Here is a 23,018-nt window from a genome sequence, read left to right as displayed (position 1 = left end):
TAAGTATCGCCTTCCCGGTATTTAAAGGCAGCCCGCAGTGAATAGAGACTGCTCAATAATAAACCACGGCGGCACGGCTCCTTATCCCGACAACTGGAAAACAAAGGTTCTAACCACGGCGGCACGGCGACACGGCGACAACCCGTACTGGAATAGCAAGTCTCCTTTTTTATTGATCCACGGCGGCACAGCGGGCTAACGGCACAGAGACAACTATGTTTTCCTTCCGTCAGGTTATCGATCGAAAGTCAGACTGAACGATTCGATAGTAAGCTTATGATTAATGCTCTGTCTCTGTGTCGCCGTGGATCTAACAAGGAGTTCACTTTTACCGGTTCACCCCTGTCTTGGTGTCGCCGTGCCGCCGTGGTTCCAGTTACTATCTGGCCAGTCGTGGATCGCTATATCGCCGTGTCGCTGTGCCGCCGTGGTTCAAACATTTGACTTCTAGTTGTCAGGATAAATGGCCGTGCCGCCGTGGTGAATAATTCTGTGGTTTATGTATTATCCCTGAAGCCGACGATCGACACTTCGCCGGTGTTCAGATCGACGAGCGGTATTCGGGCCGGGTCGGGCTGGATGTTCATGCGCTTCTGGAATTCGGTCTGGCCCTGCCAGGTGCCGGAGTTGGCGAGGATGACGCCGCGGTGCCTGCAGACGCCTACGGTGTGGACGTGGCCGCTGTGGATGATGTCGGGTATCGGGTCGATCACGAAGTGGTCTTTGGACTCCGGGGCGATCATGACCCTGCCGCCGTAAATAGGCGATAAGTGCCGGCGTTTGAGGAGTTCGGCCATGGCGAGCTCGGGCTGGGAGTAGGACGCGCCCGGGAGGTTGGATACCAGGTCGTCGATGGACCTGCCGTGATAAGCCAGGACTCTTACCCCCTCGATTTCCACTGCAGACGGGTTGCCGACGAAGGTGACGTTGCCCTGTTTGAACATGTCCTGCACGTCCTGGGAGAGCGCGGGCTGGGGCTCGGCCTGCCTGACGGCGTCGTGGTTGCCGGGAGATATGACGATCTGGATGTGCTTCGGGATCATGGAGAAGTACTCGGCCGCCTTCCGGTACTGGTCATATACATCGAGGATGTGGAGCTCTTTCTCCTGCCCGGGGTAGATGCCGATGCCGTCCACGAGGTCGCCGGCCACGACGATGTAGCGCAGCCTCGATACGAGATCGGCGTCCGTGTCGGTGGGGCAGTCTCCGTTTACCCAGTCGAGAAACTTCAGCCAGTCGTCCTCGAGGAAGGTGTCGCTGCCCACGTGGACGTCGGACAGCAGCGCCACGACCGAGGGCTCTGAGGAGCGGCGGGGGATGTTGGTGAAAGGTACGTCCGGGTAGGTGAGAGATTTGGCGATCAGCAGGCCGCCGTCACCGGAGAGCTGGCCGGATACGCCGATCACCTCGTCGAGGATGAGCTGGCTCTCGAAGATATCGCTGTCCTTCATGATCAGCACATTGATCGAGCCCGTGAGGTCCTCCAGCTCGATCATCCGGTGGCCTCCCGAGGTCTGGCGCAGATCGCTCACCATGCCGATGACCGCGACCTCGCTCTTGCCGTCTCCGCTGCCGGACCGGCGGCCGCCTTTCTTGAGGCTCTCGATGGGGCGGGTGCTGAGCCGGCCCCGGATCATGTCGCCCAGCTTCGAATAGCGATAGCGGAAGTAGCCCACGAACTCGTCGTAGTCGCCGATACAGGTGGAGTTATTGGTGATGTCGCTGAGCACCCTGACTTCTCCTGCAGGTACCGGATCTATCTGCCTCGCCCTCGCCGGAGATCTATACGCGGGGGTGGGTGCAGAGGCGGTGCCCGATACCGAGGCCTTGACCATTTCTTCCGAGGAGAGAATCCGCTTGATATCGTCTACAGTAATCATAAATGCCGAAGGGTCCATCCCGTCGAGCAGTCGCTCCAGATCGGAGCTGCTTCTGGCCTTGAGCAGGTCGAGGGCGCCCGGCTCAACCATGAAACCTCTGCTGGCCAGCTTGTTGACGATATCTATCCCGGACATAGGCAGTATAGGCAATGCATCCCTGGGCCTATTAACTTTCGCCCGGAGCTAGAAGGCAGTTACCTGCAGCAGCTTGAAAAGATGGCCGTAATCCTGCCGCCTTAGACTTGATCAAGACACTGTTCATCAGCCGACTCTGTCGGGAATCTATATATTATAATAATGCCGATATTTTATTCTGGAGCGGATAGGGTGGACATTATCAGGCAATTTTTGAAGAGCAAGAACTTCTGGGTTTCTACGGCGAGGGAATTCCTGTTTGCCTTCGCCTTCATCGCGGTGGTCGCCGGAGCACTGTACGCATATTCAGGCGCATGGCCGCCGCTGGTAAGCGTCAACGGCCTCAGCATGCACCCGCACATGCAGGACGGAGACCTCATCCTGATCCAGAAGCTGAGCTCCGACCAGATCCAGACTTACGATGAGGCGAGGCTGTCAGGCTACCAGACCTTCGACGGATACGGGGACGTGCTCGTTTACCGGCCTTTCGGGAAGACTGATATGACGCCTGTGATTCACCGGGCCATGTCCCGGGTCAACGCTTCGGGCCCCATGTGGACGGGCAGTTCGCCCGCGCCCAACGACGGCTTTGTCACCCAGGGCGATAACAACTACCTGTTCGACCAGAGCTGCGCCATCTGCCCCAATACACCTGTGCAGGAGGACTGGATCCTCGGCGTGGCCAGGTTCAGGATACCGTACCTCGGGTACGTGCGGAGCCTGCTGGGAATCGTAGGGCTGTGATCAACGAGAGGAAAATGGAACGCTGCGCTGTGCTGGCCACTGTTTCCGGGGATATTGATAAGACAGTTATCTCTGTGCCCGTGAACGTACACGAACGCTGCGCTGTGCCAGATCACAGATTGCGACAGATTGGACAGATTACACAGATGGCTGTAGATCAAAGTGGTTGAAGGTAAATCCATTTATCATCGGTTAGTATCTGTGTAATCTGTGGCATCTGTCATAATCTGTGATCTGGCACAGCGCAGCGTTCGTGTTGCTATCTCACTGATCCAGTCCTACTTCTGAGGCTTCGTGCCAGCTTCTTTCGGATTCGCCATCTGCTTAAGCTTCAGCATGATGTAGTCCAGCTCGGGCACGTTGGGCGGGCTGGCTCCCCGGTAGGAGTACTGGATGACGCCATCCTTGTCGAAGATGAAGGCCGCGGGCCAGGTCCAGTTGGTCGTGGGGTTGTAGACGTCGTACTTCTTGACTGAATTGAGCTCGGGATCGCTGAGCAGGGTAAACGGCGGCTTCAGGTTTTCTGCGATCGTCTTCACCTTTCCCGGGAGCTCCGGGGTGATGGCTATCACGTCTGCACCGAGCCCTGTTATATCCGGGTACTTATCTGTGAAAGCCCGGAGGCTGCGCATCGAGTGCATGTCGAAACCCCCGAGGAAGAAGATCATAACCAGGTTGCTCTTGCCCAGGTAATCGCTGAGCGACACGTCTTTGCCGTCTATGTTTTTCAGCCTGGCGTCCTCAGCCCGGGCGCCGACATCCAGCCTTAAGACCATCCTGTACATACAGATCATAGAACTTTTTCGGCTGCATTGTTAAATAGAGTCCCCGCGGATATTGTCATGTTTCACAGAGGACTATTATCTGTCAGGCGCTTCTATCCCATATTTATCACCTGTCACGGTATACGCCTCAAATTTTCGGAGTAAAATGGCCGAGTATTTATGTGACGGCTTACCGATATCTCGATCATGGAACCTCGAGGCAGCGGGGGCCAGGATAGCGGCTTTCTGACGAAGAGATTCTGGATAGAGGTAGCCAAGGACATCGCTTTTATAGCTGGCTTCATGCTGGTGATCGTAGGGCTGCTGTACGCTTACTCTGGCATCTGGCCTCCGATGGTCGCCGTGGACGGGCACAGCATGCTCCCGAACCTGAAGCCGGACGACCTCATCCTGATGCAGAGCCTCGACCGGACCAGCGTAACCACTTACGACGAGGCTGTAAAGCAGGATTACAGGACGTTCAACGACTTCGGGGACGTGATCGTCTTCAGGCCTATGGGCGACTCTCAGGTAACTCCCGTAATTCACAGGGCAATGTACTACGTAGAAGAAGGCGAGCCGATGTGGTCAGGCGGGCCGCCGGCCCCTCACTCGGGCTACATCACCCAGGGCGATAACAACTACCTGTACGATCAGTCCAGCCCCATCTCCCAGAACCAGCCAGTGAAAAGGGAGTGGGTCCTGGGGGTATCGGAGTTCAGGATCCCTTATCTGGGCAAGCTACGGACCATTTTAGGGATATAGCGAAAAGTTACAGCCGCTGCTGATTATAGAACGGCTTGCTATCCTTGAGCGATCTCAGCCGGTAATCGTCGAGGAGCACTCTGCTGGTGCTCTCCGGGGGCACGCTCAGGGCGATCTCTTTGGTCCTGCCGTACCTGCCTTTGCTGACGACGGTGGCGTTGACGATGCCCAGCATGTCCAGCTCGCTGATCAGGTCGGTGACCCTGCGCTGGGTGAGCACGTCCGAGTCGATCATGCGGCACAGGCGGCGGTACACGTTGTACACGTCACCGGTGTTCAGCTCGTGGGTGTCGTTGCCCTTGTCCAGCAGCACGATGGCGTATAGTACCAGCTTGCTCTGCGTCGGCAGCGTCCGGACGACTTCAGTGATGCGGTCCTGCTCGATCTTTTCCCGGGCCCTGCGCACGTGCTCCTCCTTAACCAGGGAATCCCTCGATCTCTCGGCGATCTCTCCGGATACTCTTAACAGATCGAGAGCTTTTCTGGCGTCGCCGTGCTCCTGGGCCGCGAAAGCCGAGCAGAGCGGTATGACCGGTGCTTCGAGGGTGTTTTCCTTGAACGCCATCTTGCTGCGCTGCTCCAGGATGTCCCCGAGCTGCAGCGCATTATACGGCGGGAAGATGATCTCCTCTTCGCCCAGGGACGATTTGACCCGGGGATCGAGGTAATCGGTAAACGTGAGGTCGTTGGAGATGCCGATGATGCTGACTTTGGCCTTTTTAAGATCGGAGTTGATGCGCGACAGATTGTAGAGAATGTCGTCGCCGCTCTTTTTGACCAGGTTGTCGATCTCGTCCAGGATGATGATGGCGACTTGTTCCCTCTTATCCAGCGCGTCCCGGAACTCGTTGAACACCTGATCGGTGGGCCAGCCGGTGATGGGTACTTCCCGATTGTAGTGCCTGGCCAGGTGTGCCAGAATCCTGTACTGGGTATCGATGCGCTCGCAGTTGATGAACAGGACTTTGCACTCGACGTGCATCCTTTCCGCAAGATCCATGAGTTTCTTGCTCACGCTCTCAAGCGTAGCCGTCTTGCCCGTGCCGGTCTTGCCGTAGATCAGTATGTTAGACGGCGACTCGCCCCTGAGCGCCGATACGAGAATTTCAGCCACGGCGTTTATCTGATCCATCCTGTGGGGCAGGTAGTCCGGAGTGTAGGACGACCGGAGGACCTCCCTGTTCTGGAAGATGCCTTTCATGCTGAGCAGGTTTTGGAAGATATTGTCGATCGATTTTTCTTCAGGGCTGCTCACGAGATTATCGAAAAGCCCCTTACTGTTTTTATTACCATCATTAGTAATATTATCAGATGCCTCTTTACTTGCATCAGCAACTGTTTTCACCTCGGCACCTCCGGGGGCTAGAGGTGGTGTGGTCCTGTCTGTCAACATAATATTCTCCAAAACCAAGCGTTTCCAGAGGAAATGATAGTATCTATCCTGTATTAATAGTTGTGGTAGAGAAAACCCCATGATTTCTGGTGGAAAATCGACTTAAAAGACATTGTTTTTACATTTACCGATACAGCGCGCCAAATCAAAATTTTTTATGCATAATAATTGGTCCGTAAAGTGTTAGGAGGCCATATATCAAAAATCGTGCCGACGTAAGGCCATCATTTCCACTGGAACCATTAATGCCCCGCATACCCCCACCCCTTAATTTCTACTGGAGATGAAAATCCAAAGGCAAGCTTTGAATTTATCAGATGAAAATACCTTGTTGTAGGGCTTTGCAGATCAAAGTATATATAGATATCGATTTATAGTTAAATCAATTATTTTTATTTAATTAAGTTAAACTTTAAATATAACCTGTTAAAGGTGAAATGGAGTTCAATTTAAAGCTGAATCCATGGATCGGTGAAAATTTCTGCCTGAACATGGTTCAACAATTGCCATACAAGTGATCAAAATTTTGAAATAATTGATATTTAGGCTTACTTTTCGATAAGCATGCAAATCTTCAAGCCTTAGCAGTTAGTAATTCTAAATTCCAGGCTCCATTGGAAATAAAGGGGTAGGCGTCTTATCGCCAGCTTACCAGAAATTTCTCCCTAATTTTTCCAACCCGTCGCCAGGGGACCTGGAAACCGAGCGCTCTGTCATATTGTTTCAAGCACTCGCAACCGTTTTAATCTGCCAGACCAATGCCAATATTATGAAGGTACTTGCCCTATCCGACCTGCACGGTAAGTTTTTCAGGCTCGACGCCATCGTCAAAAAGAGCGATCCGGTAGACGCTATAATTATCTGCGGCGACATCACCCACGGAGGTCCCGAGGTTAGCGCTGTCCGCACCATTTCGGAGCTTAAGCAGCTCTGTCCGACTGTACTCTACGTTCCGGGCAACTGGGATACTCAGGAAGTCGTGGAAGGAATAGGCAGGTATACGAACGCGGTGAACCTGGATCTGTCTCCCAGGATCATCAAGAATACGCTGTTCATGGGCATCGGCTATTCTAACCCTACCGGCAACAATACCCCGTCGGAAATATCGGAAGAAGAGATCGCGAACAAGCTCGAAGCGCTGATCAGAGAAATGCCCGCCGTAGACCGGAAAGTTCTGGTGACCCACGCGCCTCCGCTGGACACTCTGGACATGACGCCGAAGGGCGCAATGGGTAGCAAGGCCCTCAGGGCCGCGCTGGACAAGTTCGACCTGATCATCTGCGGCCACATCCACAAGGCCAGAGGCAAAGTCAAGGACGGCGCCTGGCTGATCAACCCCGGCTACGCGGCGGAAGGGCAGGCCGCCATCATCGACCTGGAAACACTTGACGTCGTCTGGATCGATTCTGTCATCTGAACCCTTCTCCGGTAAGGCCGGGAATAATATTTATTTCATATTAAATATATAACTGGTCTGATGATACCGATCAGGATACTTACAGCACCAGCCCGGCATACTGTTCTCTTTCCGCCTTCCACCTCGCCTTCCCCAAGATATGATACCGTACTGTCTTTCCTGCGTTCGGCTGGCACGAGCACATTACCCCGGTGATTTCCAGTGCAGGAAACCAGTACAGAAACATCGAGATCTGAGGCAAAAGACGTCTACCGGTGGCTGCGCTGCCTGGCGAAAGAGAACCCCGGAATCTTCGGGCAGGGAGGGCAGTGGAAGATCAGCTCCGTCAAAGAGCAGCATGCAGCCTCCCACGTCACCAACGTTTACCAGATCGACGGTATCCGGGTCCACGTCAAGTTCTTCAGCAGGACACTGGGCCCTACAAGCACGACCTACGAGCCCTGCAGGGAGATGGCGACAGAATTCGCCACCCTCAAGGAATACGAGCGAAGAGGGTTCGGGTCGGGAAAGTACCAGGTAGCGAGAGCTCTTGGCAGCGCCGAACACCTGGACTGCGCGCTTGCCACCCTGTACGTGGGAGGCTTCACCCTCCAGTCCCTCATACTGGACGTGATCCACGGCAAGAGGAATCCAGCCGACCTGTACATGGGACTGGAGCTGACAGCAGGCCTCCTCAGGCGCATCCACACGGACATGCCCCAGAGCTACTACATCGACCAGTGCGAGATGTTCTACTCGTACCTCAAAGCCCTCATCCGCCTCGAAGAAACCGGGGCGCTGGGAGGCTATCACCGCAAGGCCATGCGCAACATGGCCAGGTGGTACGAGTACCCGGCACTCTTCAGGCAGAGGGGAGTCACAGTGCACGGAGACGCCAACCCTTCGAACTTCAAGATCAAAGACGGCATCATCTACGCCTTCGACGTAGAACGCAGCCGGCCCCGGCGCAGCAAATGCGTGGACTTAGGGAGCATAACGGCAGATTTGTGGCACCAGTTCGCCCACGAGGGCGGGGATGGCAACGGGGCAGAGCCTTATGTGCGCCATTTTATCCGGGCATATGAGCCGGATAGACAGCGTCGGAAAGAGCTTCAGGATATAATGCCGTTCTACACCTCTCAGTCGCTGTACAAGATCGCCTCACTGGGGTTCTGGGATGGTGAGTATCGGAGGCGGCTGGTCGAAGAAGGGACGCGCCGCGCTGGAGATGTCCCCGGAGGATAAGCAACTTTTTATCTCTGTGCTTACTTATCACTTATATCCGGTGAAACTGATGCAAAAGCCATCCCTGGAGGACGCGATCATCCTGGCCACTCTGGCCCACAAAGGCCAGAAAGACCGGGCAGATCTACCGTATATTCTCCACCCGCTCAAGGTGATGATGGAGCTGGACCCGGCGGACGAGGACGCCATGATCGTGGCGGTCCTGCACGACGTGGTCGAGGACACCAAGGTCACGTTCAGCTACCTTCGATCCAAAGGCTACCCAGACAACATCGTCGACGCCCTGGACTGCCTCACCAAGAGGATCAACCCCGCGGCTGCCGGATCCGGTGCCTACGACATCAACGGCAAGGAAAGGTACAGCTATTTTATAAGGCGCATCAGGCAGAACCCTCTCGCGACAAAAGTAAAGATCGCCGACCTTAAGCACAACTCAGACCTCGGCCGCCTCAGGAAGGTCGAATCCTGGGACTTAGCGAGGCTGGACAGGTACCAGCGGGCGCTGATGTACCTGACCAACAGGTATGGGTCGCCCGACATCCTGGTCGACTAAAACTACTTTTTGCCAGCCTTAGAAAGGCAGAGGTTCACAGTATCAAGGTTAAACAGGGCGGGATCGAACCCGTCCTCCAGCAGGCGGATGTATCCAGCGTCGTCGGGGTGATTCCCTCTCTTCAGCACATCGATAAATCTCGACCGGCCCATGGTCTTCATATTATTAGTAAGCCACTGGTACTGGTCATAATTGTGAATGGCGCCGGGGGGAGAGGCGCGCTCTCCGGCGATGCAGACAGGGTACGACTGCCCTGCTGCAGCAGGCAGCTCATCCTCGTAGGATATGACGATATACCAGTGAGTAAACCCGGGAATGTCGCCGCCTTCTTCTTCCTCCTCATCCTCGTCACCGCTCGCCGGCTCGCTCCGGGGCCGGGCAGATTCACGGTACTCGGGGGACTCGTAGCTGAAAAAGATGCTCTTCCTGTTACGTGCGGTTTCCTTTTTCACTGTCTCTACCGCATCTCGCACCGGGACCAATGCTAAATCCACGCTCTCCGGGCCTGCCGCTTCCCCTTCCACTGCTACCTGACTCCCGTACCTGGCCCTACCAGCCCTGAACTCACACGGGAAATCTTCGTGAAGGTCGAACAGGCACATGATTGTCCGCCGCAGCTGCTCCAGGCTGCTGTCAGTGCCTATGTGGAAGCGCCGCCAGACGTGGTTCAGGTTATAAATGTGTGCCTTTAACTGGTAGACGTGATCTGGATTATCTGAGTCGAGCCCGGGCATAATATCAGCAGCATGAAATACTGATCATAGGCTATAATAGCTTCCCGCCGGCAAAGCTACTTTTTCCCGATCCCGGCCAGGCAGCGGTTGACAGAATCTATATCGAAGAGGTCCGGGTCGAACCCGCTTTCAAGCAGAGGAACAAACCTGTTGTAGTCCGGGTCATCCGCTCTCTTCAGGGCATCGGTGAGCTTAGATCGGCCCATCCTCTTCAGCTCGTTAATAAGCCACTGGTAATCTGCATAGTTGAAGATTTCCCCGGGAGGGGAGGCTCGCCCGCCGGCTAAACAAAAGGGGTATTGCCCGTTCTCTTCTACAGGCTGCTCTACTTCGTACGATATTGCTATGCTCCAGTTGGCATAATCATCAAAGTCCTCGTCATCTGCATCAATATTAAAGAGGTCATCGTCCATCATGTGAACGTGACTCGGGGACTCGTGACGATAGATAATGTACTTCTTAGCATGGGTCTTCTCCGCTTTAATCACTTCTACTGCTTCCCGTAACGGGACAGTGGCCAGATCGACCTCTTCCAGGGCCTCACCTTTTCCCCCTCCTTCCCAGTCCTCGCTGTATCTCACTTCACCGTACCTCAGAAGATACGGAAAATCTTCGCGAAAACTAAAGAGACACAGGACTGTGCGGCGTAGCTCTTCCAGGCTGCTGTCTTTGCTTATCAGGAAGCGTCTCCAGACATTGTGCAGGTGATATACATGGGCTTTCATCTGGTAGACTTGATCAGAATTACCGCTATCTAGCTCTGACATACTGATATTAGAAAATTTTTCACTCCGGGACTAATAGCTTCCTACATTAATTTGTGCCCGGATCCTATCTGATCCGCTTATGTTACGGCTTAGCTCCCCGGCTTTCCCTTAACTTCCCCTTGAGTCCTTTTAAACTAGAAAATAACTTATATGATGATGTCTTAGATTCAGGCGAACAGAGACACAGACAGGCAGGCAATAACATGGTTCACAGGGTTTTCTGGGCAGACACGCTGGCCGACGAAGTGATCGAGCGCTACGGCAAGGACGGCGAGATCGTCGTCAAGTGCGCGGCATCGCCCTCCGGCGGCAAGCACATCGGCAACATCAACGACATTCTCAGAGGATATTTCATCAAGGAATCGCTCAAGAGCATGGGCGTCAAGACCAGGCACGTCCACACCAGCGACGACCGCGACCCGCTGAGAAAGATCCCGGAGAGGATGCCCGATCGTGAGGGCAACTGGAAAATTCTGACCGAAGCGGAACTGAAAGAGCTGAACAAGTACGTCGGCATCCCCTACGTGCACGTCCCCGACCCGTTCGGGTGCTGCAAGTCCTGGGCCGAGCACTTCAACAACGTGTGGCTCGACGGTGTCAGGTCCCTTGGAGTGGAAGTAGAGGACTACAGCAACCACGCGTTGTACAACGAGGGCAAGTTCGAGGCCCCGACCCGCACCATCCTCTCGGATATACTCCTGGCGAAGGAAGTCATCTCCAGGTACCAGAAGAACACCCCCGAGGACTATATTCCCTTTAATCCTATATGCGAGAACTGCGGCCGCATCACGGCAAAGGCAGTCTCCGTTGACCTGGACAACTGGACCGTAGACTACGTCTGCGAGAGCAAGTCGCTCGCCGGCGAGTTCGAGGTGCCGGGCTGCGGCCACAAGGGCACCACCTCGCTGAATAACGGCAAGCTGCCGTGGCGGTTCGAGTGGCCGTCGCAATGGGCCATATTCGACGTCAAGATGGAGCCCTTCGGCAAGGACCACTACGAAGGCTCGTGGCCCTCCGGACAGGAAATATCAAAGGTCATCCTCAAGAGGCAGCCGCCCGTCTACTCGGTATACGAGTTCTTCCTCGTCAACTCGGCCAAGATGTCGACGAGGCACGGCAACGTCTACATCACCCAGGACATGAACAAGATCATGGAGCCCGAGGCCTTCCTGTACTTCTACTCGCTGAACCCGATGAAGCAGAAGAACCTCGAAGTCAAGAACATCAACTTCCTCGTAGACGGCTTCGACCGGTTCGAGCGTTTATTCTTTAACGAGATAGAGGCGGCTGACGCCGAGGAGAAGGAGCTGGCCGACCGTGTCTACCCCATGCTTCCGATCGAGAAGCGCCGGAAAGTCAGGATCCCGTACACGTTTGCGGCCATGGTGAGCGTCTCCAAGAACGAGGAGCACATCCTCCGGACGCTCAAGAAGACCGGCCACCTGCCCGCCGACGCCACGAAGGAACAGGAGCAGGACGCCCTCACCAGGGTCAAGCTCGCCGGCTACTGGGCCCATAACTTCGGCCCCGAGGAGTACAACATCTCCATCAAGGAGGACCTCGAAATACCGGCCGACATCACCGACGCAGAGAAGGACGCCCTGCGGGAGATGGCCGACTACGTCGAGGCGAAGCACACCGAGGAAGAGACCCAGTACGAGATCTTCGAGATGGCCAAGCGCAGGGACATCAAGCCTGCCAAGCTGTTCAAGACCGCGTACACGCTCCTGCTCGGCAAGCCCAGAGGCCCGAAGCTGGGGCCGTTCGTGCTGGCGCTGGACACCGAGTTCGTGACAAAGAGGCTCAGGCTCGAGGCCTGAGCTAAACTTTTTTCTATTCTCTAATTTTCCGGTAGCCGGTCGCCAGGATTACGATCCCCACGAGGATCATTGCCAGGACTGGTGTTAGCAGACTGCCCGGAGCTTCAGGAGCCGCAGGCCTTTTCATCAGGCTTCGCCTCCAGCTCGTCCCCGTAGAATAGCAGCAACAGCCCCAGGATCAGGACCAGCGGTATCAGTACGGCGAGCAGCTTTCCCCATCCCGAATAGATGACCAGCAGGTTGTATATCGCGTGGATGGTGACGGCCGTCGTGTACAGGCCGAGCAGCATCGCGGGCAGCGCCTGCTTCGCCATGTTCCCGACCAGGAAGATACCGTAGCCGACGATGGCCGTGGTACAGCCGTGCATGACGGCGGTGGTCAGCGCCCGGGTCGCTGCCGCCAGCAGGACGGAGAAGCCTCCGGTAGCCAGGCTGTCCAGGTACAGGTAATTTTCCAGGATGGAGAAGCCGATGCCCGACGCCATGGCCAGGGGCAGGATGTGCCGGTCATACCGTTTGCCCGCTACGATGAACAGCGCGATCAGCGGCAGCGCCTTGAGGAACTCCTCCAGCAGCGGCCCGAAGCCGATCGAGCTATACTCGAGCCTGATGCCGGCCACGCTCAGCGCGACGTAGACGTAGTACGTGAGCATGGCGGCGACCAGCCCCCAGAGCAGGAAGTACACGAAGACCCGCTGCTCCTTCCGCATGAAGGCGAGCAGGAAGACCAGCGGTATGGCGGTCACGATGAAGACTGCCTCGATCATACCTCTGCCCTCCTCCGCCTGAGAAGGCCCAGCTGCAGCCTGCACCCGGCCCTGCTGAGGAGGCCTAGCTGTATGACGCAAAAGGACACGATAGCGAGCTGGCCCACCAGCGTGAAGACCATGCTGTCCGCGAAGTACACCTCTCGGCTAATGTAGATCAGCATCGTAAAGCAGTACAGCAGCACGCCCGCGAAGAACAGCCGGTCTTTAGGGTCGTAGTGTTGCACGATGGCCGCCACTGTTGCGGCGAAGCAGAGGTAATAGGCCAGAGTGACTATAGACGTGAACGTCGGGCTGAGCCACAGGCCGGCGATGCCGGGCAGCAGGAACAGCGCATAGATCGGCACGATCACCATCACACGAGGCTCCTTTTTCTGGTAAGCCAGGCCGATCGCAGCGATCGTCAGCAGCATGAATCCCAGAAAGCCCGCGTCGCCGACGCTGGGGTACGCCAGGCTGCGGTCGATCAGCACCACGTTGAGGTACCAGAAGGTGTTGCTCAGGAACCAGCCGCCGAAGGCGAAGGCGGAGATGACGTAAACGCCCTCCCTCCTCCTCACGAAGAGGTACGCGGACAAGGCGGCGCAAAACAACGCTGCGGCCAGCTGGCCGTAGTTGCTCCAGGCCAGCAGGTCGTCCCCGCGGACCAGGCCGGCGAACCACAGCGCCTGTACGATCGCCGCGAATGTGATAAAGCCATAGAGCGCGAGCGTGAAAATGCCTTGGGGCAGCCGCATCCTTGATTGTGTCATCATTTCACCGGAGGTTGCCCACGATAGAATCCCGGGTCTTCTGGTCCTGCTGCAGCGTATTGGAAGCCATCTCGAAGGCCTGGTTGCGCTTGTCGATCAGCGACTGCAGCCGGATCATGTCAAGCTGAGCTTCGCTGTTCAAGCCGTCGATGAGCCCTTTGAGGTAATCTATCTGGGCAGTCAGGCTGGCGTAGTTTTCTTTGTACTTGCTGTCATTCTGGTCTAAAGCCGCCCTTTGGGCCGTTAAGTTAGCCATCTGCTCATTGTAATCCCTGATCTGTTTATTCCGGTCCTGTATCTGAGCCATCTGATCCGCAATGCTCTGGTCCAGTGCTTTCGTCCGGTCTATCTGCAGCATCAGCTGCAGGGCGCCGAGGTCCATCTTCTGCCCGTTGACCAGAAAGTAGCCGTCCCCGGCCGATTGTACGCTGCCTATGGAGCCCTGCGCGGGCGCATCGTGGATGCCATAGCCCACCACCAGGCCGGCCACCGCTCCGATCAGAAGCCCTGTGACCAGGACGATTATTCCACTTCTGTTCAGCATATCCATCACTGATATATCCCTAAAAAATGGCGACTATTGCCTAAATATTTATGCAGCCGGAGCTTCGTGCCAACTTCAGGCCTGTATTTCGGACATCGGGCTGTTCGCCATCGCAAAAGGCGTGTTGTTCTGGCCAGCCTGATCGACTACCAGCTCTATCTGATCGGAGTTAACGGAGGTACCTGTGCTATTGTTCAACAGTGTCGATACGTCACCCTGGGCGGGCGAGTCGTGGATGCCGTAGCCTACGAGGAGGCCTGCGACCGCCCCGATCAGAAGCCCTGCCGTCAGCAGCATTATCTCACTTTTTCGTAGCATTTTATCCCTTCAATAATTTCATCGCCAAATATATTGGGTATTTGGTGTTATATACTTAATTTTCAGGCGAATAATTAGAATACTGAAAGATTGGGCTCGATTCTCGACCATAATACCACTTCCCGGGCATCGCCGTCAGAGTACACCGGGAAGCCCGGTCCGCGACGTTACTTTTTTAGACTAGCACGCGAATGAATGACCAATCATGATCCTCGACTATTTTGGGAAGCCTGAAATCTCGAAAACTGCTTTTATCGCTGAAACCGCCGTGCTGATCGGTAACGTCGTTGCCGAGGACGAGGCGAACGTGTGGTACGGCGCCGTGCTCCGGGGGGACAAGGGGAAGATCACTGTCGCCCGGAAGGCCAACGTTCAGGATAACTCTGTGGTTCATTCGGGGCCGGGAGAGGACGTCTACATCGGCGAGGGCACGACGATCGGCCACGGGGCCATCATCCACGGCTGCACGATAGGCAAGTACTCGTTGATCGGCATGGGCGCCATCATTTTAAGCAAGGCAGAGATCGGCGATCACTGCATTATCGGCGCGGGAGCCGTCGTTAAAGAGGGAGACAAGATTCCCGCAGGCTCGCTGGTCGTGGGCGTGCCGGCGAAGGTGGTCAAGCAGCTTTCCCCGGAGCAGATGAAGTACCCGGAGGGTAACTGCGAGGAGTACGTCGAGCTCTCCAGGAAATACCTGGAAGTTCAGAGGAGATGAGCCGGTGAAGATAGCGGTCGGGGGCACCTTTCAGCCGCTGCACGACGGGCACAAGCTGCTGCTGAGGACGGCCTACAACCTGGGCGAAGACGTGGATGTCGGGATCACTTCCGACGACATGGCGACCGGCAAGCGGACCCGGCACGTGGAGACGTATGAACAGCGGGAGAAGGCGGTCCGGGACTGGGTCAGGAAGGAGTTCGGGATCGAGCCCCACATCATGAAGATCGACGATCCTTATGGGAGGACGCTGACCGAGGCCTACGACTACATCGTCGTGTCCCCGGAGACTTATTCTACGGCTGTCAAGATCAACCAGATCAGAAAAGAGCGGGGCATGACGCCAATCAAGGTCGTGAGGGTGGAGTACGTGCTCGCCGAGGACGGCAAGCCCATCTCCTCTACCAGGATAGTCGAGGGCGAGATCGACGCGCATGGCAACCTGCTGACGAACAAGGAAGGGCAAGAGCGATGAAAGTAGCAGTAGGCACCGTTAACCCGGTCAAGGTCAACGCGGTCAAGAACGTGTTCAGCAAGCTGTTCGAGGGTGTAGAGGTCGAAGGCCGCAAGGTCGGCTCGGGAGTCCCGGACCAGCCCTTCGGCACCGATACGATCAAGGGCGCCATCAACCGGGCCAAAAACGCCTACCGCACCGGAGACTACGACTACGGCGTCGGCATCGAGGCCGGCCTGACCGACGTGGAAGGCTACGTGTTGGACATCCAGTTCTGCGCCGTCTTCGACGGCCTGGACTGCACCATCGGCTGCGGCAGCGGCTTCCAGTACCCGTCCACAGTCCTGGCCGAAGTGCTGACCGGCAGAGAAGTCGGCGACGTCATGAGCGAGCTCACGGGCATCGAAAATCTAGGGCAAAAGTCGGGCGCCATCGGGTATTTATCTCGGGGCATCCTCGATCGGACGCAGCTGACAGAGCAAAGTGTTCTCATGGCCATGATACCCCGGCTCAACCCCAAGCTGTACCGGTCCCTGGAGTAAAACTCCTATTTTATTCAACCACAACCGCACGATTGACAAAAACTGCTTACCACGGCGGCACGGCGGCACGGCAATAATGCGATCTACAACAACCGGGTGGTAAATAGAACCACGGCGGCACGGCGGCACGGCAATAATGCGATCTACAACAACCGGGTGGTAAATAGAACCACGGCGGCACAGCGGCACAGAGACAACTTGTATCAGGATAACTGAAAGAAAAACTAGAACCACGGCGGCACAGCGACACGGAGACAAATGCGACGCTGTAACAGAGTACTTCTTTTTATGTCCACGGCGGCACGGAGACAGTCCATTAACCAATAACGGTTTACTGGCCAGGTGTTTCAGTTGTTACAGTATATCCTTATGATCACATGATCGGTAAACTACTTTCTATATTGATTCCTGGTTTCTCCAGCCTGGTAACAATAGACGGAATGTCTCCGTGCTGTCAGCCCGCCGTGTCGCCGTGGATTAATAAAAAAGAGGGCCTTGCTATTCGGGTACGGTTTGTCTCCGTGTCGCTGTGCCGCCGTGGTTTAAATAACTATCCTGCCATCGTTTCTCGCACTGTCTCCGTGTCGCTGTGCCGCCGTGGTTAGAACATTTGCTTTCCAGTAGTCAGGATAATGAGCCGTGACACCGTGGTGAATTTTTTCTTTCTGCTATATGTCGTTGGCATAATCTCCGATAGCACGCTTCGAGACACAGGGGCTGCGTTTGTCGTAGAACCGCCATGGCCTGAGCGCATCCTCGCCGGCGTAGTCGACGCCGATTCTCGGACAGGCGACGATCTTCTTCACAGCAGGCCCGTCCTCGACGTACAGCTCTCCGGAAGCGCAGACGTCAGCGCCGTTGAGGGCTTTGGTAATATTCGTGGCGCCGCACAATTTTCCAGGCCCGGAGGCGATCTCGTGGGGCTTTTTGGCCTTGGGCCGGAGGGAGGCCATGATCTCCTCACCATCGATCGGCTCTCCCGCCCGGATGAGGACTGCGGCGGGGTAGCCGTCCCGTTCGGTGACGAGGTTGAGGCAGTTGTACATGCCATAAATGAGATAGACGTAAGCGTGTCCGGGCTCGCCGAACATGACGTGGTTGCGGGCCGTCATGCCCTTGCTGGCGTGGCAGGCCTGGTCGTTTTCGCCAATGTACGCCTCGGTCTCCACGATTCGTAAGGCAACCCTGCCGGCAGGAAGCTCCCTGACCAGGGTTTTGCCGAGCAGGTCTCGGGCCACCTCGAGCGTGGGCCGATCGTAGAAATCCCGGGGCAGTACTGACATATGTCTTTTAGTGGGGCAGGAGAATACAAATAGCTTTGGTGGGCCGTTCCGGCTGTGTTGAATAGTTCAGGGTAGGTGTTTATGTTCGCTTTATGAGCGCCTGCTGATGCAGGCATTATCGAGGCGATTCGTGAACGAACGCTGCACTGTACTGGCATCACAGATGACCAGTATTCCCATGCTTGTTTGATTTGTGTTTTTGTGCTACCCACGATGGCCCAAACAAGGCCATGACACCGGACATGCCGTTACGCTCCAGACCCGGGAAAACCGGTGAATTAGTTCTCAGGGCTCCTCGGCGATCTTCCCGACGAGGCCCCCGAACTCTTCTTTCACCCTGAAGCCCCTGCTCTCAGGCTCCCGGATGATCAGCCCTCTGTCTGCCAGCTCTTTGGTGCACCGGCTGGCGATGCTCTCCGGGATGTCCAGCTCGGCCGAAATCTCGCCGTTGGAAGCCCCCGGTTTCCTGTGGAGCAGGCACAGTACTTTGCGGGTGACATCCCTCTTCATGAGAGAGATGACAGTTCTCTCCTGCTGGCTGTAGTTGCCCGAGTTGGCGAAGTAGCGGACGTACTTGCCGTCGGGGCGGTGCTCGACGATCTTGTGGTTGATGCCCAGGATCAGCAGGTGGTATCTGACGGTGCCCCGGTTCTGGCCGGTGCCCCGGGCGATGTCGTACATGGTCAGGCCCGGGTTCTCCCGGATGAACTGCAGGACTGCCATCCTGTTATCGTTCTGGTCGAGGCGGCTCCTGGCCCTGGCCACGGTTCCGGCGAGGAAGTACTTGAAGAACAGGAACAGTGCCGAGAGGAAGGTGATCCCGGCAGCCGCTGCCCCGGCGTACTTCACGTACACCTTGCCGTCGCCTGACTCGTAGAGGACCGTGCTGTTGCCAGGCGTGATGACCTGATCGGTCGGATAAACCGGGATACGCCACAGCAGCGTGCCGTTGGTATCGATGACATATACGCCCCCCACGTAGGCATACCTGGAGGTATTGAAGTACACCGGGTTCTCGTAGTTGAGCGTCCGGAAGTCCACGTAGACCCGGCCGTTCCCAGCGCGGGCGTTCGATCTTAAGCTGGAGGACAGTATGGACAGTATCTGGTCCTGGGTATTCCAGCCCCCGTAGTAGGTATAGCCGTTCACTACCACATCGCCGGTGAGGGCCGTGAGATTCCTGGTCCTGCTGTAATTCTTCAGCCTCTGAGCGGTGATCTCGTCGAAAAACAGGTCAAAATTCGCCTCGCTGAGCTCGCCTGTCTCGGGCCGGTCGACCGGGATCGTGTAGTTCCAGATGGGCTCCGCCGTTCGCGCGTCGTACGCCGTAAGCGTCTGCGTGCGCAGGTCTTCCAGATCCGGTGTCGGATCGTGAGTCGAGCCAGGGCCGCCAGGAATCATAGGTACTGGCCACACGTCCGTAGCGTACAGGATTCCGTCTCCGACGGCCACGTACCCGTTGAAGCTGCGTCCCGATATCTTCCTGCTGGACAGTTCTTCGCCCCCGGGCGATATGACGATGAGGTAGTAGGCGATCTGGTACTGGCCTCCCGTAGCATACTTCAGGTACAGGTTTCCCTCCCGGTCGAACGGCATCTCCAGGTAGATCTGGAAATCCCCTCCCTCGGGCGTTTCGAAGTACCGGCCGTACTCCTCGATATAGTGCGCCGAATCCTCGGGCACGAAGAGGTAATCCTTCCTGTCGAACCGCTTTTTCCACAACTCGCTACCATTCTCGCCGATCGCCATCATCGCGTCTTCCAGCGGCACGTAGATCGTGTGATTGCGGTACTGGAGCAGGGGTCCTGAGCCAGGCTGCCTCTGCACCAGGTCGACCGTCAGCGCTCTCCAGCGCAGGGTACCGTTGGGATAGTACGAGTCCACGATCATCCCGGGGACCCGGTAGTCTTCCTTGCCGAAATCCACGTCCCAGACAACTATTGCCTCCTGCGTGTCGGTGACCATCCCGGGCAGCGAGGACAGGCCGGCCACGTATACGTTGCCCGCCTCGTCTACAGCAGCAGGATCTGATACGCCGCCGATCGTCCACAGCAGGGTGCCATTGGCATCGATGGCAGATTCGTTGTAGCCGTGGAAGACGTACAGCGTCCCGTTGCTGACGCTGATGTACGCGTCGCTGAGCGCTTCTATGGTGTACCGGGGAGGTTCCTGATAGAGGGGTGCGTCGATATACTGGTATTTACGGGCAGGTACCATCAGGCTATCAAGGGGAAGGCTCCACTCCTGCCTGCCGTCCGGGCCGATGGACAGGAGCAGGCCTGTGCCGTAATATTCTGTGAGGGCGCCCTCATTGCCATCCTTGTAAGTTTCTGTACCGGCGGGGACCAGGTACACGTACAATGTGCCGTTCGAGGAGGAGACTATCGGCTGGCCGCTCTGCCGGACGTACACGTAGTCCCACCACGAGTGGAAGTACCACCGCTCGTAAATACTGTAACCCGCGGGCAGGGTAAACCGGTACCTGAACGACCCGTCGGGCGAGAGCGCGGTGATGTTTCTATCCGAGAACAGGTAGAGCATGTCATCGTCGCCGGTGTAGATGTAGTCGGGCGTGCCGATGCCGGGGATCTCCCTCCCGGCAGCATCCTCGCCGTCAGTCCAGAGCACCAGCAGGAGGAACGATAGCGCCAGCAGGATGATAATCGCTATGCCGACAGCTACATACTTTTTCATCGCTCTCTTACACCATGATCTCCAGCTTCTGTAGGCTAAATATAGGTTCTCTCACAATCTGCTAAAAAAGTACTGTACTTCAACTTTCATTCTGTCCTGTTCAGTCCATCCTCCCTGACCTCTGTACCTCCTTAAACCTCCCTTTTTTCAACCCTCCCTGACCTCCGTGTACCTCCTTTTACCTACCTCCGGACCTCCGGTACCTCCGTTTCCTCTGCATTTTGCTGGTACAAGCGATCCATGGCAATTCCCGAGTAAAGGGAGGTACCGGAGGAAAGGAGGCAGGTCTGGGAGGTCGCCGAGGTTAAAGGAGGACTTTTAAGAAGGAGGTTTAAGGAGGTAAGGAGGTCAGGGAGGGCTGGATAAGGTTGATATGAGAATACTATGTAGAGTCAGTCTTTCCCCGGCAAGCCGGACAGTATCGGGTAGCGTGCCCGCACCGCAACATATTTATCTTCCCGGCGCGACTACGATTCACAGACGGGACAATGGGGTAGCTTGGTCCATCCTCGAGCGTTTGGGACGCTTGGACCCCAGTTCAAATCTGGGTTGTCCCACTTTCTTTCAGGGGGCATAGTCTCCCTTCTCTTTTTGGACACTTTTCCTATATTAGTCGTTGAATTATAATACGATATATTCTGCGGGTGTTTTGTTAAGAGTTTGTGATGATAGCCTATGCTATTGGGGTGTTGGATAGTAAACGATATGAGGTGTTTGATGGGCCGATCTTCGCTGGGTCTTATCAAAGGTATTAAAGTTGTGAGTATGAATCCGATAATTTTTTTTCATTTAGATAAATTATTAAATGATGTAGCATTATGTCTATTTGAGCGTGTTGTGGTTGGTTCGCACTTCTGAAGAGCAGCTTTTTGGTACTACACATATTTATCGTATCATAGTGGATGCTGCGGAAGAAAGCATCTGGATTGCAGACAAAGATGACAATGTTACTTTTGTTAATAAGAAGCTCGTCGACACGCTGGAATATCCCCCTGATGAGATTATCGGCAAGAAAATATTCGATTTTACCGATGAGAAGAACCGTGCAGTAATGAAAGAATCGATAGAGCGCAGCCGCAAAGGTGAGAGAGACACTTACGTGTTTAGCATTCGCAATAAAAGCGGAAAATTCATACTACACCTGGTTGCCACCACACCTATGCAGGATGAAAAAGGGCACTATATCGGCACTGTACAATTATGTTCCGATATGTCAGTGCAAAAGAAAATTGAGGATGAGCTGCGTGAGGCCAGGGCTAAATCGGACTTGTACCTGGACTTGTTGAGCCATGATGTCAGAAACGTTCATCAGATAGTCATCGGATACCTGGAGATGGTCATTAATAAGCTGGATTCTGGCGAATGCTTGACAAAGGCTGATAGAGAATTTATTGAAAAACCGCTAAACGCTTTGAATAGTTCGACGGAACTTATCGATACCCTGAATAATCTGCAAAAGATAAAATCGGCTCGGTTGCCTATGGAAAAGATCGACCTGGGTGAAGTCGTAACTAGTGTAGTAAACAGTTTCTCCGAAGTACCGGGCAGGGCCATAAATATCCATTATGCCCCCCATAAAGATTGTTGGATAGAATCTAACTACCTGCTGAAAGATGTTTTTATCAATCTCATTGGAAACGCCATAAAACACTCTAACGGCCCGCTGGATATTTACATTCGTATTAATGAGGTCACGATTGACGGAATAAGGTATTATTCTGTCACAGTCGAAGATAACGGGCTAGGCATACCTGATACGCTGAAAAGTAAATTGTTCAGTCAGCCCCTCTGCGAGAAAAGGAATACTCAATGCAAAGGTCTCGGATTGTGCCTGGTTAAAGCGCTTGTAGACCGATTCAACGGAAAGATACAGGTAGAAGACCGGGTGCAAGGCGATTATACAAAAGGCGTGAAGTTCACGGTCCTGCTGCCAGCAATAAAATAATATAGCTATTTTTGCTTCGCCCGTAAAAGTCCCTTCCATCACCTTTTTTCATCACCACGGCGAGAGTAATCCCTCAAGCCCCAAAACACGAAGCCACCGCTATACAATTATATAAAAAGTCGAGGATATATGGCAAAATCGTGTTGCTATACATATCCCCCCCACTTTCTTTCAGGGGATATAGATGGCAGCCGAACTTTGCCATTTATCCTCATAATTTTATTTAATTGTACTGCGACGGCTTCTTCTCTTGACCATTAACTGATTACTTTCACCAAGGTGGTGAAAAAGTTCGGCCTATAAGGCATGTTGCAGACGCACTAAAAAGATTAATGAGGTTATGAGAAGGGGAGATTCTCTGAGTTGATTGTAGACATTGAACAGTGGTCTGCTGTGATATACAGGTATCTTACCTCAGAGCCACTAACAAGTTGATAACTCTCGATTATGACTTTTGTCGTCCACTTATGTCGGCCTTTTCCAAATCCGGTAAGTTCGTCAGAACCATTCAACTTGGAGTTCCATTTATTAAACGTGTATTCTCCATTCCGATTGATGAAAAGTACAAATCTGTGAAGCCAGGAATCATCGGCCTCGGGGGGCTCGTCTGCGGCGGCGACCGCACCGATGCTATCAAGGCTGATCTGATCGAGAAGCTCCTGCAATGCTCAACTAAGTCACTGTTTTTAGCAATGCACCTAGACAGATATCCGTATCCGCTCATATCGATAGGGATAATCGTATGCATATCAATGATTTAACCCGAGCCATAATCAGTTGAGATGCCTTCTGCCACCCATTCAGA

The 23,018-nt window shown here is 54.8% G+C and carries 22 protein-coding genes and 1 tRNA gene; 12 read left to right on the top strand and 11 right to left on the bottom strand.

All coding sequences use genetic code 11. The features are described from left to right. Positions 1 to 497: 497 nt before the first annotated feature. Entirely contained in the window at positions 498 to 2,015 is a 1,518-nt protein-coding gene (locus tag ACPLPM_RS01645; protein ID WP_424358494.1) for a DNA-directed DNA polymerase II small subunit, read from the bottom strand. A gap of 192 nt (positions 2,016 to 2,207) precedes the next feature. Here ACPLPM_RS01645 and ACPLPM_RS01640 point away from each other — a divergent pair, with 192 nt between their 5' ends. Then, positions 2,208 to 2,759 carry a S26 family signal peptidase gene (locus ACPLPM_RS01640; protein WP_424358493.1) on the top strand — a complete coding sequence of 184 codons (552 nt, stop codon included), beginning with the start codon at positions 2,208 to 2,210 and terminating at the stop codon, positions 2,757 to 2,759. 278 nt (positions 2,760 to 3,037) lie between these two features. Here ACPLPM_RS01640 and ACPLPM_RS01635 read toward each other — a convergent pair whose 3' ends face one another. After that, positions 3,038 to 3,544 carry a peroxiredoxin family protein gene (locus tag ACPLPM_RS01635; RefSeq protein ID WP_424358492.1) on the bottom strand — a complete coding sequence of 169 codons (507 nt, stop codon included), beginning with the start codon at positions 3,542 to 3,544 and terminating at the stop codon, positions 3,038 to 3,040. A gap of 186 nt (positions 3,545 to 3,730) precedes the next feature. Between ACPLPM_RS01635 and ACPLPM_RS01630 the strand changes: the two genes are divergently transcribed. Continuing rightward, positions 3,731 to 4,288: a S26 family signal peptidase gene (locus ACPLPM_RS01630; protein ID WP_424358491.1), complete on the top strand. Its 558-nt coding sequence runs from the start codon at positions 3,731 to 3,733 to the stop codon at positions 4,286 to 4,288. 7 nt (positions 4,289 to 4,295) lie between these two features. Here the strand turns inward: ACPLPM_RS01630 and ACPLPM_RS01625 are convergent, their stop codons facing one another. Beyond that, positions 4,296 to 5,681 (bottom strand): ORC1-type DNA replication protein, encoded by a 1,386-nt coding sequence (locus tag ACPLPM_RS01625; protein ID WP_424358490.1) that lies wholly within the window; start codon positions 5,679 to 5,681, stop codon positions 4,296 to 4,298. A 769-nt stretch (positions 5,682 to 6,450) separates the two neighbouring features. Between ACPLPM_RS01625 and ACPLPM_RS01620 the strand changes: the two genes are divergently transcribed. From ACPLPM_RS01620 to ACPLPM_RS01610, 3 genes are all read left to right on the top strand, one after another. Then, entirely contained in the window at positions 6,451 to 7,098 is a 648-nt protein-coding gene (locus tag ACPLPM_RS01620) for a metallophosphoesterase family protein (RefSeq protein WP_424358489.1), read from the top strand. A gap of 201 nt (positions 7,099 to 7,299) precedes the next feature. After that, entirely contained in the window at positions 7,300 to 8,322 is a 1,023-nt protein-coding gene (locus tag ACPLPM_RS01615; RefSeq protein ID WP_424358488.1) for a phosphotransferase, read from the top strand. A gap of 49 nt (positions 8,323 to 8,371) precedes the next feature. Next, positions 8,372 to 8,875, top strand: a complete 504-nt coding sequence (locus tag ACPLPM_RS01610) for a GTP pyrophosphokinase (protein WP_424358487.1) — start codon at positions 8,372 to 8,374, stop codon at positions 8,873 to 8,875. Between the two features lie 2 nt (positions 8,876 to 8,877). Here the strand turns inward: ACPLPM_RS01610 and ACPLPM_RS01605 are convergent, their stop codons facing one another. Both ACPLPM_RS01605 and ACPLPM_RS01600 read right to left on the bottom strand, forming a co-directional pair. Next, a complete protein-coding gene (locus ACPLPM_RS01605) occupies positions 8,878 to 9,609 on the bottom strand; it encodes an IS1096 element passenger TnpR family protein (RefSeq protein ID WP_424358486.1) in 732 nt (243 codons plus the stop codon). Between the two features lie 56 nt (positions 9,610 to 9,665). Continuing rightward, on the bottom strand, positions 9,666 to 10,376 hold the full coding sequence (locus ACPLPM_RS01600) for an IS1096 element passenger TnpR family protein (RefSeq protein WP_424358485.1): 711 nt from the start codon (positions 10,374 to 10,376) through the stop codon (positions 9,666 to 9,668). A 203-nt stretch (positions 10,377 to 10,579) separates the two neighbouring features. Between ACPLPM_RS01600 and lysS the strand changes: the two genes are divergently transcribed. Beyond that, positions 10,580 to 12,196, top strand: a complete 1,617-nt coding sequence (gene lysS, locus ACPLPM_RS01595; protein WP_424358484.1) for a lysine--tRNA ligase — start codon at positions 10,580 to 10,582, stop codon at positions 12,194 to 12,196. Between the two features lie 104 nt (positions 12,197 to 12,300). On the opposite strand, the gene ACPLPM_RS01590 is transcribed toward lysS, so the two are convergent. The 4 genes from ACPLPM_RS01590 to ACPLPM_RS01575 form a co-directional block, all read right to left on the bottom strand. Then, on the bottom strand, positions 12,301 to 12,963 hold the full coding sequence (locus ACPLPM_RS01590) for a PrsW family glutamic-type intramembrane protease (RefSeq protein WP_424358483.1): 663 nt from the start codon (positions 12,961 to 12,963) through the stop codon (positions 12,301 to 12,303). After that, on the bottom strand, positions 12,960 to 13,718 hold the full coding sequence (locus ACPLPM_RS01585) for a hypothetical protein (RefSeq protein ID WP_424358482.1): 759 nt from the start codon (positions 13,716 to 13,718) through the stop codon (positions 12,960 to 12,962). The genes ACPLPM_RS01590 and ACPLPM_RS01585 overlap by 4 nt, the downstream gene beginning before the upstream one ends. Before the next feature lies 1 nt (position 13,719). Then, positions 13,720 to 14,259 carry a hypothetical protein gene (locus tag ACPLPM_RS01580; protein ID WP_424358481.1) on the bottom strand — a complete coding sequence of 180 codons (540 nt, stop codon included), beginning with the start codon at positions 14,257 to 14,259 and terminating at the stop codon, positions 13,720 to 13,722. Between the two features lie 75 nt (positions 14,260 to 14,334). Next, positions 14,335 to 14,577, bottom strand: coding sequence for a hypothetical protein (locus ACPLPM_RS01575; protein ID WP_424358480.1), 243 nt, complete (start codon positions 14,575 to 14,577; stop codon positions 14,335 to 14,337). 205 nt (positions 14,578 to 14,782) lie between these two features. Here ACPLPM_RS01575 and ACPLPM_RS01570 point away from each other — a divergent pair, with 205 nt between their 5' ends. Genes ACPLPM_RS01570 through yjjX form a run of 3 tightly spaced genes read left to right on the top strand, consistent with a single transcriptional unit; the run spans position 14,783 to position 16,291 of the window. Then, a complete protein-coding gene (locus ACPLPM_RS01570; protein WP_424358479.1) occupies positions 14,783 to 15,295 on the top strand; it encodes a gamma carbonic anhydrase family protein in 513 nt (170 codons plus the stop codon). A 4-nt stretch (positions 15,296 to 15,299) separates the two neighbouring features. Continuing rightward, positions 15,300 to 15,770 carry a phosphopantetheine adenylyltransferase gene (locus ACPLPM_RS01565; RefSeq protein ID WP_424358478.1) on the top strand — a complete coding sequence of 157 codons (471 nt, stop codon included), beginning with the start codon at positions 15,300 to 15,302 and terminating at the stop codon, positions 15,768 to 15,770. Then, on the top strand, positions 15,767 to 16,291 hold the full coding sequence (yjjX, locus tag ACPLPM_RS01560; protein ID WP_424358477.1) for an inosine/xanthosine triphosphatase: 525 nt from the start codon (positions 15,767 to 15,769) through the stop codon (positions 16,289 to 16,291). The genes ACPLPM_RS01565 and yjjX overlap by 4 nt, the downstream gene beginning before the upstream one ends. Positions 16,292 to 16,959: 668 nt before the next feature. Here yjjX and ACPLPM_RS01555 read toward each other — a convergent pair. Continuing rightward, a complete protein-coding gene (locus tag ACPLPM_RS01555; protein WP_424358476.1) occupies positions 16,960 to 17,574 on the bottom strand; it encodes a DNA-3-methyladenine glycosylase in 615 nt (204 codons plus the stop codon). A gap of 285 nt (positions 17,575 to 17,859) precedes the next feature. Further along, positions 17,860 to 20,268 (bottom strand): winged helix-turn-helix transcriptional regulator, encoded by a 2,409-nt coding sequence (locus ACPLPM_RS01550; RefSeq protein WP_424358475.1) that lies wholly within the window; start codon positions 20,266 to 20,268, stop codon positions 17,860 to 17,862. 482 nt (positions 20,269 to 20,750) lie between these two features. Between ACPLPM_RS01550 and ACPLPM_RS01545 the strand changes: the two genes are divergently transcribed. The 3 genes from ACPLPM_RS01545 (at position 20,751) to ACPLPM_RS01535 (ending at position 22,974) form a co-directional block, all read left to right on the top strand. After that, positions 20,751 to 20,825: transfer RNA gene (locus tag ACPLPM_RS01545), tRNA-Pro, on the top strand. A 275-nt stretch (positions 20,826 to 21,100) separates the two neighbouring features. After that, complete coding sequence (locus tag ACPLPM_RS01540; protein ID WP_424360021.1) at positions 21,101 to 22,213, top strand: ATP-binding protein; 1,113 nt, start codon at positions 21,101 to 21,103, stop codon at positions 22,211 to 22,213. A 467-nt stretch (positions 22,214 to 22,680) separates the two neighbouring features. Next, entirely contained in the window at positions 22,681 to 22,974 is a 294-nt protein-coding gene (locus ACPLPM_RS01535; protein ID WP_424358474.1) for a hypothetical protein, read from the top strand. Positions 22,975 to 23,018: the final 44 nt, after the last annotated feature.

Origin of the sequence: Methanocella sp. MCL-LM, from assembly GCF_049676595.1 — an archaeon.
Taxonomy (GTDB): Archaea; Halobacteriota; Methanocellia; order Methanocellales; family Methanocellaceae; genus Methanocella_A.
Note: the sequence above shows the minus strand (reverse complement) of the source record. Positions and strands in the feature narration are given on the sequence as shown.

Excerpts from the sequence above, each read along its gene's own strand:
- ACPLPM_RS01645 (WP_424358494.1), bottom strand. The coding sequence starts at position 2,015 with ATGTCCGGGATAGATATCGTCAACAAGCTGGCCAGCAGAGGTTTCATG.
- ACPLPM_RS01635 (WP_424358492.1), bottom strand. The coding sequence starts at position 3,544 with ATGTACAGGATGGTCTTAAGGCTGGATGTCGGCGCCCGGGCTGAGGAC.
- ACPLPM_RS01630 (WP_424358491.1), top strand. The coding sequence starts at position 3,731 with ATGGAACCTCGAGGCAGCGGGGGCCAGGATAGCGGCTTTCTGACGAAG.
- ACPLPM_RS01625 (WP_424358490.1), bottom strand. The coding sequence starts at position 5,681 with ATGTTGACAGACAGGACCACACCACCTCTAGCCCCCGGAGGTGCCGAG.
- ACPLPM_RS01620 (WP_424358489.1), top strand. The coding sequence starts at position 6,451 with ATGAAGGTACTTGCCCTATCCGACCTGCACGGTAAGTTTTTCAGGCTC.
- ACPLPM_RS01610 (WP_424358487.1), top strand. The coding sequence starts at position 8,372 with ATGCAAAAGCCATCCCTGGAGGACGCGATCATCCTGGCCACTCTGGCC.
- ACPLPM_RS01605 (WP_424358486.1), bottom strand. The coding sequence starts at position 9,609 with ATGCCCGGGCTCGACTCAGATAATCCAGATCACGTCTACCAGTTAAAG.
- ACPLPM_RS01600 (WP_424358485.1), bottom strand. The coding sequence starts at position 10,376 with ATGTCAGAGCTAGATAGCGGTAATTCTGATCAAGTCTACCAGATGAAA.
- lysS (WP_424358484.1), top strand. The coding sequence starts at position 10,580 with ATGGTTCACAGGGTTTTCTGGGCAGACACGCTGGCCGACGAAGTGATC.
- ACPLPM_RS01590 (WP_424358483.1), bottom strand. The coding sequence starts at position 12,963 with ATGATCGAGGCAGTCTTCATCGTGACCGCCATACCGCTGGTCTTCCTG.
- ACPLPM_RS01585 (WP_424358482.1), bottom strand. The coding sequence starts at position 13,718 with ATGATGACACAATCAAGGATGCGGCTGCCCCAAGGCATTTTCACGCTC.
- ACPLPM_RS01580 (WP_424358481.1), bottom strand. The coding sequence starts at position 14,259 with ATGCTGAACAGAAGTGGAATAATCGTCCTGGTCACAGGGCTTCTGATC.
- ACPLPM_RS01575 (WP_424358480.1), bottom strand. The coding sequence starts at position 14,577 with ATGCTACGAAAAAGTGAGATAATGCTGCTGACGGCAGGGCTTCTGATC.
- ACPLPM_RS01570 (WP_424358479.1), top strand. The coding sequence starts at position 14,783 with ATGATCCTCGACTATTTTGGGAAGCCTGAAATCTCGAAAACTGCTTTT.
- yjjX (WP_424358477.1), top strand. The coding sequence starts at position 15,767 with ATGAAAGTAGCAGTAGGCACCGTTAACCCGGTCAAGGTCAACGCGGTC.
- ACPLPM_RS01555 (WP_424358476.1), bottom strand. The coding sequence starts at position 17,574 with ATGTCAGTACTGCCCCGGGATTTCTACGATCGGCCCACGCTCGAGGTG.
- ACPLPM_RS01550 (WP_424358475.1), bottom strand. The coding sequence starts at position 20,268 with ATGAAAAAGTATGTAGCTGTCGGCATAGCGATTATCATCCTGCTGGCG.
- ACPLPM_RS01535 (WP_424358474.1), top strand. The coding sequence starts at position 22,681 with ATGTCGGCCTTTTCCAAATCCGGTAAGTTCGTCAGAACCATTCAACTT.